The organism is Halomonas maura (assembly GCF_030409305.1).
GTDB lineage: Bacteria > Pseudomonadota > Gammaproteobacteria > Pseudomonadales > Halomonadaceae > Halomonas > Halomonas maura.
This window is the reverse complement of record NZ_JAUFPQ010000015.1, coordinates 47891-56215: the sequence shown is the minus strand read 5'-3', so window position 1 is coordinate 56215 and position 8325 is coordinate 47891. Positions and strand designations below refer to the sequence as shown.

Sequence of the window (8325 nt, the reverse complement as noted above, 5' to 3'; positions counted from 1 at the left end):
GCCGGCGGCCTGCAGCGCTGGCAGGCCGGCGAGCGTGACCTCGACCACCCGCTGATCCGTCGCTACCTGCGGCCCCTGCCGCGCCTGGCGGCGGGCCTGGCCCTGCGCGGCCTGGCCGGCGCGGCCATCGACATCTCCGACGGCCTGCTGGCCGATCTCGGCCACCTGCGCGAGGCCTCCGGGGTCGGCGCCGAACTGTGGCCGGCCCGCCTGCCGCTTGCCGAGGGGCTGGTCGCCGCCCTCGGCGAGACCGGCGCGCGACGGGCCGCCCTGGGCGGCGGCGACGACTACGAGCTGCTGCTCAGCCTGCCTCCCGAGCACCTCGACGAGGCCCGGGCGAGGCTGGCGACCCTCGAACTGCCCCTGACGGTCATCGGCCGCGTCACCGCGGCCCTCGGGGTCACCGGCGTCGAGGCCGCGGGCGTGTCCGGCTGGCAGCACTTTCCAGGAGACACGCCATGAACCGTGCCCCCCAGAGCGTGTGGCACCGCCCCGTGCACTTCCTCGCCTTCGGCTTGGGCAGCGGGGCCGTGCCCTTCGCGCCCGGCACCGTCGGCACCCTGGCGGCGATTCCCTTCTACTGGCTGATGTCCGAGCTGCCCCTGGGCTGGTACCTGATGGTGGTGGCGATCACCTTCGTGTGGGGCGTGTGGCTGTGCGAGAAGAGTTCCCGGGACCTGGGGGTCCACGACCACTCGGGGATCGTCTGGGACGAGTTCGTCGGCTACTGGCTGACCATGACCGCCGTGCCCTTCTCCTGGGAGGCCGCCCTGTGGGGGTTCGTGGTCTTCCGGGTGTTCGATGTCTTCAAGCCCTGGCCGATCCGCTGGGCGGATCGGCGTGTCGCCGGCGGCTTCGGGATCATGATCGATGACGTGCTGGCCGCCGCCTACGGCTGGAGTACCATGCACCTGTGGTTCTGGCTGCACTGAGGCCGCGCCGGCGGGCCGGGAGCGCGACAGGCGCGACAGGACGTCGCGTCCTCGGGACTAGGAGAGAACGATGCGCAAGGAGCGCCTGATCGCGCCGGTGCTGGCGGTGCTGGCCCTGGCCTGGGCCGTGGCCCAGACCGTGGCGGGCCTGCTCTTCGAGCGTGAACTGGCCCGTGCCGTCGAGGACCTGCAGGCCAGGGGCGAGCTGTCGATCCGCCGCAGCGACATCGAGCGCGGCTGGCTCGCCTCCCATGGGGTGCTGCACCTCTCTCCCTTGTTCGGTGACGCCTGGCACGTCGATGTCGTCTACCGGGCCCGCCATGGGGTGCTCGGTACCCGCCTGGACGGCACCCTCACGCCCCACCTGGCGCCGACGGGCGAGACCCTCTTCGGCGCCGTGGCGGCCTCGCCGCCCCGCTGGGAGGCCCGCTACCACGTGCTCTCGGGGACCTTCGACGGCGCCCTGGCGCTGTCGCCGCTGGTCTTCCATCAGCAGGGCCGAACCCTGTCCCTGGAGGGCACCCGCATCGCCTTCCAGGGAGGCTTCGGCGACTGGCGGCTGCGCGCGCGGCTGCCCTCGCTGCGCCTCGACGACGGCGAGGCGCAGCTGCAGGCGGGGCCGGTGACCCTGGAGAGCCGCTACGCCTATACCCAAGGCGCCTATCACTTCACCCAGCAGGACCTGCTCAAGGCCGAGGGGCTGAGCTGGCGCTCGCCGGGCCTGAAGCTCGACGCCGACGAGATCATGCTGCACAGCAAGGCCATGCTCGACGAGCGCGAGCTGCGGATTCGCAGCAGGCTGGCCCTCGGCGAGGTGCATTCCGGCGACCAGGTGCTGCTCACCGGCGGGATGACCGCCGAGCTGTCGCGGATCGACGCCGACGCCCTGCGCGAGCTGCTCGACGGCTTGCGGCGCGAGGCGGGGCGGGGCTCCGCCGACGCCACGGGGCGGGAGGTGCTGGCCGCTCTCGTGCCGTCGCTGCGCGGCCTGCTCGCCGACTCGCCGCGGCTCGACCTGCTCGAGGCGGACCTGGACAGCCCGATGCTGGGGCTGGCCCTGGACGGCGAGGGCACGCTGATCTTCGATGCCCGCGACCTGGCGGCGCTGGACCCCCTGGCGCTGGATTCACCGGCGGAGCGGGCCGAATGGCGGACCCGCCTCGACGGCGACTTCCTGTGGCGCCGGGTGCCGCCCGTGGTGGCGCTGTGGCTGGGGCTGCCCCTGGACACGCGGGAACTGCAGATCGACGTGGTGCGCGGCGAGCTGCGACTCAACGGCCGGCCCCTGCCGCCGGTCCTCGAACGCCTGCTATGACTTGAAGTTCGGCCTCGGTGCCCGCATCCCGGAGACATCACCGGGCGAGATGTCCCGTCCCTTCAGGATTGAGGTACGCATGAGCGAAGACGATCAGCGCTTTGAACAGGGTGGCCTGGACTGGATCCAGTCCGACACCGAGGACGATAACGAGCTCGAGCTCGATGAGCGGGGCGGCCATGCGGTGGTGCCGGCCAGCGACACGCTGCCCGAGCGGGTCTACCTGCTGCCGATCCACAATCGACCCTTCTTTCCCGCCCAGGTGCAGCCGCTGGTGATCAACCGCGAGCGCTGGGAGGAGACCATCCGCCGGGTCGGCAACACCCCGCACCAGATGGTGGGGCTGGCCTTCGTCGGTGAGGCCGGGGTCGACGAGCTTGGCTACGACGACTTCCCGGAAGTCGGCACCGCGGTCAAGGTGCACAAGCTGCAGGGCGAGGACGCCCAGCTGCAGTTCATCGCCCAGGGCATGCGGCGCTTCCGCATCCAGCGCTGGCTGTCGCGCACGCCGCCCTACCTGGTGGAGGTGAGCTATCCCCGCGAGCCGGTCGACGCCGAGGACGACGAGACGCGGGCCTATGCCATGGCGATGATCAACGGCATCAAGGAACTGCTGCCGATCAACCCGCTCTACGGCGAGGAGCTCAAGCACTATCTCAACCGCTTCAGCCCCCATGAGCCGGGGCCGCTGACCGACTTCGCCGCGGCCATCACCTCGGCCAAGGGCCCCGAGCTGCAGGACGTGCTGGCGACCCTGCCGGTCATGGAGCGCATGCAGAAGGTGCTGCCGCTGCTGCGCAAGGAGATCGACGTCGCCCAGTTGCAGAGCGAGATCAGCGAGCAGGTCAACGCCCAGATGCAGGAGCGCCAGCGGGAGTTCTTCCTGCGCGAGCAACTCAAGGTCATCCAGCGCGAGCTGGGCATCTCCAAGGACGACCGCGAGAACGACGTCGACACCTTCCGTGCCCGCCTCGAGGACAAGGTGGTGCCGGAGCGGGTCATGGAGCGCATCGACGACGAGCTCGACAAGCTCTCGGTGCTGGAGACCGGCTCGCCGGAGTACGGCACCACGCGTCACTACCTGGACTGGCTGACCGCGCTGCCCTGGGGCGTGACCAGCGACGACCAGCTCGACCTGGGCCATGCCCGGAAGGTCCTCGACCGCGACCATGACGGCCTCAAGGACGTCAAGGAGCGCATCATCGAGTTCCTTGCCGAGGGCACCTTCAAGGGCGACGTGGGGGGCTCCATCCTGCTGCTGGTGGGGCCGCCGGGCGTCGGCAAGACCTCGGTGGGGCGTTCCATCGCCGAGGCCCTGGGCCGCCAGTTCTACCGCTTCTCGGTGGGCGGCATGCGCGACGAGGCCGAGATCAAGGGCCACCGCCGCACCTACGTCGGGGCCATGCCCGGCAAGCTGGTCCAGGCCATCAAGGAGGTGGACGTCGAGAACCCGGTGATCATGCTCGACGAGATCGACAAGATGGGCCAGTCCTTCCAGGGCGACCCGGCCTCGGCGCTGCTCGAGGTGCTCGACCCGGAACAGAACGTCGATTTCCTCGACCACTACCTGGACGTGCGGCTGGACCTCTCCAAGGTGCTGTTCGTGTGCACCGCCAACACCCTGGACTCGATTCCTGCGGCGCTGCTCGACCGCATGGAGCAGATCCGCCTGTCCGGCTACATCGCCGAGGAGAAGGTCGCCATCGCCAAGCACCACCTGTGGCCCAAGCTGCTCGAGCGCGACCGCATCCCCAGGAAGCGCATCAACCTCACCGAGGCGGCGCTGCGCCAGGTCATCGAGGGCTACGCGCGGGAGGCCGGGGTGCGCCAGCTCGAGAAGCAGCTGCACCGCATCGTGCGCAAGGCCGCGGTCAAGCTGCTGGAGAATGGCCAGCAGGCGGTCAAGGTCTCGGTGAAGAACCTGGAGGACTTCCTCGGCGCGCCCACCTTCCGCAAGGAGAAGGTGATGAAGGGCGAGGGCGTGGTCACCGGCCTGGCCTGGACGGCCATGGGCGGGGCAACCCTGTCGGTGGAGGCCGGCAAGGTCCATGCCCTGGACCGCGGCTTCAAGCTCACCGGCCAGCTCGGCGAGGTCATGAAGGAATCGGCCAACATCGCCTACAGCTACGTGCTGGGGCATCTCGGCGAGTATGGCGCCGATGCGGACTTCTTCGACTCGGCCTTCGTGCACCTGCACGTGCCGGAGGGGGCGACGCCCAAGGACGGCCCTTCCGCCGGGGTGACCATGACCACGGCGCTGCTGTCGCTGGCCAAGCACCGGCCCATCGACCGGCCGCTGGCCATGACCGGCGAGCTGACCCTGACCGGCCAGGTGCTGCCGGTGGGTGGCATCCGCGAGAAGGTGATCGCCGCCCGGCGCAGCGAGATCTTCGAGGTGATCCTGCCCGAGGCCAACCGCCGCGACTACGAGGAGCTGCCCGACTACCTCCGCGAGGGCATGACCGTGCATTTCGCCGGGCGCTATCGGGACGTGGCGAAGGTGGTCTTCGGCTAGCGATCCCTTTTCCCGGTCCGTGTCTCCCGAGCGCACCCGCCGATGGCATAATGGCGGGTGCGCCGCTTTGATGCCCGAACAACGCTTCCCCGAACAACAAGGAATGCCCATGGCTCCCAAGGTCCACGCCGCCGGTGCGTCGCTCGCGGCGCTGCTGGCCGCCGGCACGGCCCAGGCCGGCGAGACCCTCACCGTCTATACCTACGACTCCTTCGTCTCCGAGTGGGGCCCCGGCCCCGGCATCGAGGAGGCCTTCGAGGCCCGCTGCGGCGACTGCGACCTCGAGTTCGTGGCCCTGCCCGGCGGCGTCGACATCCTCCAGCGCCTGCGCCTGGAAGGGCAGGGCACCGCCGCCGACGTGGTGCTGGGCCTCGACATGAACCTGATGGCCGAGGCCCGGGCGCTGGACCTGCTGGCGCCCCATGGCGTCGACACGGCGCCTCTCGCGCTGCCCATCGACTGGGACGACGACACCTTCCTGCCCTACGACTGGGGGCACTTCGCCTTCGTCTACGACACCGAGCAGCTCGAGACGCCGCCCGGCAGCTTCGAGGCGCTGCTCGCGGCCCCCGAGGACCTCCGGGTCATCCTCCAGGACCCGCGCACCAGCGTCACCGGCCAGGGCCTGATGCTGTGGATCAAGAAGCTCTATGGCGAGCGGGCCCCGGAGGTCTGGGCCAAGCTCGACGAGCGGGTACTGACCGTGACCAACGGCTGGAGCCAGGCCTACTTCTCGCTGTTCATGAACGGCGAGGCGCCCATGGTGCTGTCCTACGCGACCTCGCCGGCCTACCACATGGGCGTGGAGGGCAGCGACCGCTACCAGGCGGCCGAGTTCGAGGAGGGGCACTACCTGCAGGTCGAGACCGCGGCCATGGTGGCGAACACCGAGGCGCCCGCACTCGCCCGGGACTTCCTGGCCTTCGTGCTGACCCCGGACTTCCAGCGGCATATCCCGCTGGGCAACGTCATGAACCCGGCCATCGACCTGGGCGAGGATCTGCCGGCGGTGTTCGACCGGCTTATCGCGCCGGAGAGCCTGACCTTCGCCCCGGAGGAGGTGCGCGAGCATCGTCGCGAGTGGATCCGTGAGTGGCTGAACGCCGTCGCCCGGTGAGTCCGCTGTCGCCCTGGGCGACGCTGTCGCGCTGGCCGCTGGGCGGGGGGCTCGTCGCCCTCGTCGCGGTGGTCGGCCTGGGGGCCGGCAGCCTGGGCGCGCTGCTGTGGCAGGCCCGCGAGCTGCACCCGGCGCTGCTCTGGCAGGAGCCCTGGCTCGCCGCCGTGCTGCGCTTCACCCTGTGGCAGGCGAGCCTGTCGACGCTGCTGGCCATCGGCCTGGCGGTGCCGGTGGCCCTGGCCCTGGCCCGGCGTCCCCGCTTCCCGGGGCGGCGCCTGCTGCTGCGGGCCATGGAGCTGTCGCTGGTGCTGCCCAGCCTGATCGCGCTGTTCGGCCTGGTCGCCGTGCATGGCCGCCGGGGCTGGCTGGCGCCGCTCAACGACTGGCTGGGCGGCCTGCCGGAGGACTACCTGTACGGGCTGTCCGGCATCGTGCTGGCCCATGTGTTCTACAACCTGCCGCTGGCGGCCCGGCTGATGCTGCAGGCCCTGGAGGAGGCGCCGGCGGTCCAGTGGCGCCTCGCCGGCCAGCTGGGACTGACGCGGGGCGCCCTGTGGCGCGCCCTGGAATGGCCGCGCCTCGCGCCCCTGCTGCCGCGGCTGGCGGCCCTGGTGTTCACGCTGTGCTTCACCAGCTTCGCCATCGTCATGACCCTGGGCGGCGGCCCGCGCTCCTCGACCCTCGAGGTCGCCCTCTACCAGGCCATGAAGTTCGACCACGACCTGGCCCTGGCCGCGCTGCTGGCCCTGACCCAGCTGGCCATCTGCCTGACGCTGTGGCTGCTGGCGCTGTCCCGCGGCGGCCCCCCGTCGCTGGCGGTGGGCGCCGCGCCGGGCCAGGCATGCGGCCGCTGGTGGCGGCGCGATGCCCGGGGGCTGTCGCGACTCACCGATGCTCTCTGGCTCACCGGACTCGCCGCGCTGCTGCTGCCGCCGCTGGCGGCGGTGCTGGTGGCCGGGGTCGGCGGCCTGCCCGACCTGCCCCGGGGCACCAGCCTCGCGCCCGCCGCCCTGCGCAGCCTGGTGATGGCCCTGGGCGCCGGCCTCGGCGCCCTGGCCCTGGCCGTGGCGCTGCTCTCGGGCAGCCACTGGCTGCGGCTGCGTCGCCATCCCCTCGGCGCCGCGGCCATGGAGGGCGGCGGCCAGCTGATCCTGGTGATTCCGGCGCTGGTGCTCGGCACCGGCCTGTTCCTGCTGCTGCGTCCCCGGCTCGGCAGCGGCTGGGAGGGCTACGGCCTGGTGGTGCTGGTCAATGCCTTCATGGCGCTGCCCTTCGCCATGCAGGTGGTGCGTGGGGCCATCCCCGGCCTGTCCGCCCCGGAGCAGCGCCTGGCCGACCAGTTCGGCGTGCGCGGCCGGGCCCGGCTGCGCTGGCTGGCCTGGCCGCGGCTGCGCCGGCCGCTGGCCCTGGCCCTGGCCTATGCCATGACCCTGTCGCTCGGCGACTTCAGCGTGATCGCGCTGTTCGGCAGCCCCTCGGCGCCGACCCTGCCGATGCTGCTGTTCCAGCAGCTGAGCGGTTACCGCTGGCAGGGCGCGGCCGCCACCGCCATGCTGCTGCTCGCCCTGGTGGTGGGGGTCTTCGCCCTGCTGGATCGCCTGACCCGGCGGCTCCCGCGCCACCCCTGGCCCCCTTCCGTGTCCCGCGAGATCCACGATGCTCGACTGCCGTGACCTGACCTTCCACTACACGCGCTGCGATCCCGGGGAGATCCCCGACTTCTGCTTCAGCTTCCGGCTGGCGCCGGGCGAGTGCCTGGCCGTGGAGGGCCCCTCGGGGTCGGGCAAGAGCACCCTGCTCGGCCTGCTGGCGGGGTTCCTCGAGCCCGGTGGCGGCCGGCTGACCTGGCGGGGTCGCGACCTGCTGGCGAGCCCGCCCTGGGAGCGGGGCATCACCACGGTCTTCCAGGATCACAACCTCTTCGACCACCTGCCGGTATGGGTCAATGTGGGGCTCGGCCTGGCCCCGGACATGAGGCTCTCCCGGGCCCAGCGGGCGCGCATCCACGACGGGCTCGCCGAGGTGGGCCTCGAGGGGCTCCAGGACCGGCTGCCCGGGGAGCTGTCCGGCGGCCAGCGCCAGCGGGTGGCCCTGCTGCGGGCGCTGCTGCGGGGGGCGCCGCTGCTGCTGCTCGACGAGCCCTTCACCGGCCTCGACGCGGCCACCCGCCAGGGCCTCTGGGCGCTGGTGCGCCGCCAGAAGGCCGCGGGCGTGGCGGTGCTGCTGGTCAGCCACGATCGTGACGACATCGAGGCGCTGGCCGATCGGCGCTGCCGGCTGGCCGACGGGCGGCTGGTCGCCGAGGGCCGCTAGCCGACGTCGGGCCGCGCACGGTGGGGCTCACGGGTCCGCGGCGCTGGCCTGGCGGCCGGGGCCATGACAGAATCGAGCGCACTGGACACCAAGGATCGCCCGGGCCCGGCCCAGGGCGGCATGCAGCATTTCA

The 8325-nt window shown here is 71.8% G+C and carries 7 protein-coding genes; all 7 read left to right on the top strand.

The window, feature by feature from the left end; genetic code table 11:
* Window positions 1–462, top strand: a 462-nt coding sequence (locus QWY76_RS09230) for an AIR synthase-related protein (RefSeq protein ID WP_290310862.1), incomplete at its 5' end; no start/stop codon positions are given.
* Window positions 459–932 (top strand): phosphatidylglycerophosphatase A family protein, encoded by a 474-nt coding sequence (locus QWY76_RS09225; RefSeq protein ID WP_290310861.1) that lies wholly within the window; start codon window positions 459–461, stop codon window positions 930–932. The genes QWY76_RS09230 and QWY76_RS09225, both read left to right, overlap by 4 nt.
* Before the next feature lie 70 nt (window positions 933–1002).
* Window positions 1003–2247: a DUF945 family protein gene (locus QWY76_RS09220; RefSeq protein ID WP_290310860.1), complete on the top strand. Its 1245-nt coding sequence runs from the start codon at window positions 1003–1005 to the stop codon at window positions 2245–2247.
* Window positions 2248–2326: 79 nt separating this feature from the next.
* A complete protein-coding gene (gene lon, locus QWY76_RS09215; protein ID WP_290310859.1) occupies window positions 2327–4762 on the top strand; it encodes an endopeptidase La in 2436 nt (811 codons plus the stop codon).
* Between the two features lie 109 nt (window positions 4763–4871).
* On the top strand, window positions 4872–5879 hold the full coding sequence (gene thiB / locus QWY76_RS09210; RefSeq protein WP_290310858.1) for a thiamine ABC transporter substrate binding subunit: 1008 nt from the start codon (window positions 4872–4874) through the stop codon (window positions 5877–5879).
* Window positions 5855–7552, top strand: coding sequence for a thiamine/thiamine pyrophosphate ABC transporter permease (thiP, locus tag QWY76_RS09205; RefSeq protein ID WP_290310857.1), 1698 nt, complete (start codon window positions 5855–5857; stop codon window positions 7550–7552). Before thiB ends, thiP begins: the two co-directional genes overlap by 25 nt.
* Window positions 7536–8192 carry an ATP-binding cassette domain-containing protein gene (locus tag QWY76_RS09200; RefSeq protein WP_290310856.1) on the top strand — a complete coding sequence of 219 codons (657 nt, stop codon included), beginning with the start codon at window positions 7536–7538 and terminating at the stop codon, window positions 8190–8192. The genes thiP and QWY76_RS09200 overlap by 17 nt, the downstream gene beginning before the upstream one ends.
* Window positions 8193–8325 lie beyond the last annotated feature (133 nt).

Excerpts from the sequence above, each read along its gene's own strand:
- QWY76_RS09225 (WP_290310861.1), top strand. The coding sequence starts at position 459 with ATGAACCGTGCCCCCCAGAGCGTGTGGCACCGCCCCGTGCACTTCCTC.
- QWY76_RS09220 (WP_290310860.1), top strand. The coding sequence starts at position 1,003 with ATGCGCAAGGAGCGCCTGATCGCGCCGGTGCTGGCGGTGCTGGCCCTG.
- lon (WP_290310859.1), top strand. The coding sequence starts at position 2,327 with ATGAGCGAAGACGATCAGCGCTTTGAACAGGGTGGCCTGGACTGGATC.
- thiB (WP_290310858.1), top strand. The coding sequence starts at position 4,872 with ATGGCTCCCAAGGTCCACGCCGCCGGTGCGTCGCTCGCGGCGCTGCTG.
- QWY76_RS09200 (WP_290310856.1), top strand. The coding sequence starts at position 7,536 with ATGCTCGACTGCCGTGACCTGACCTTCCACTACACGCGCTGCGATCCC.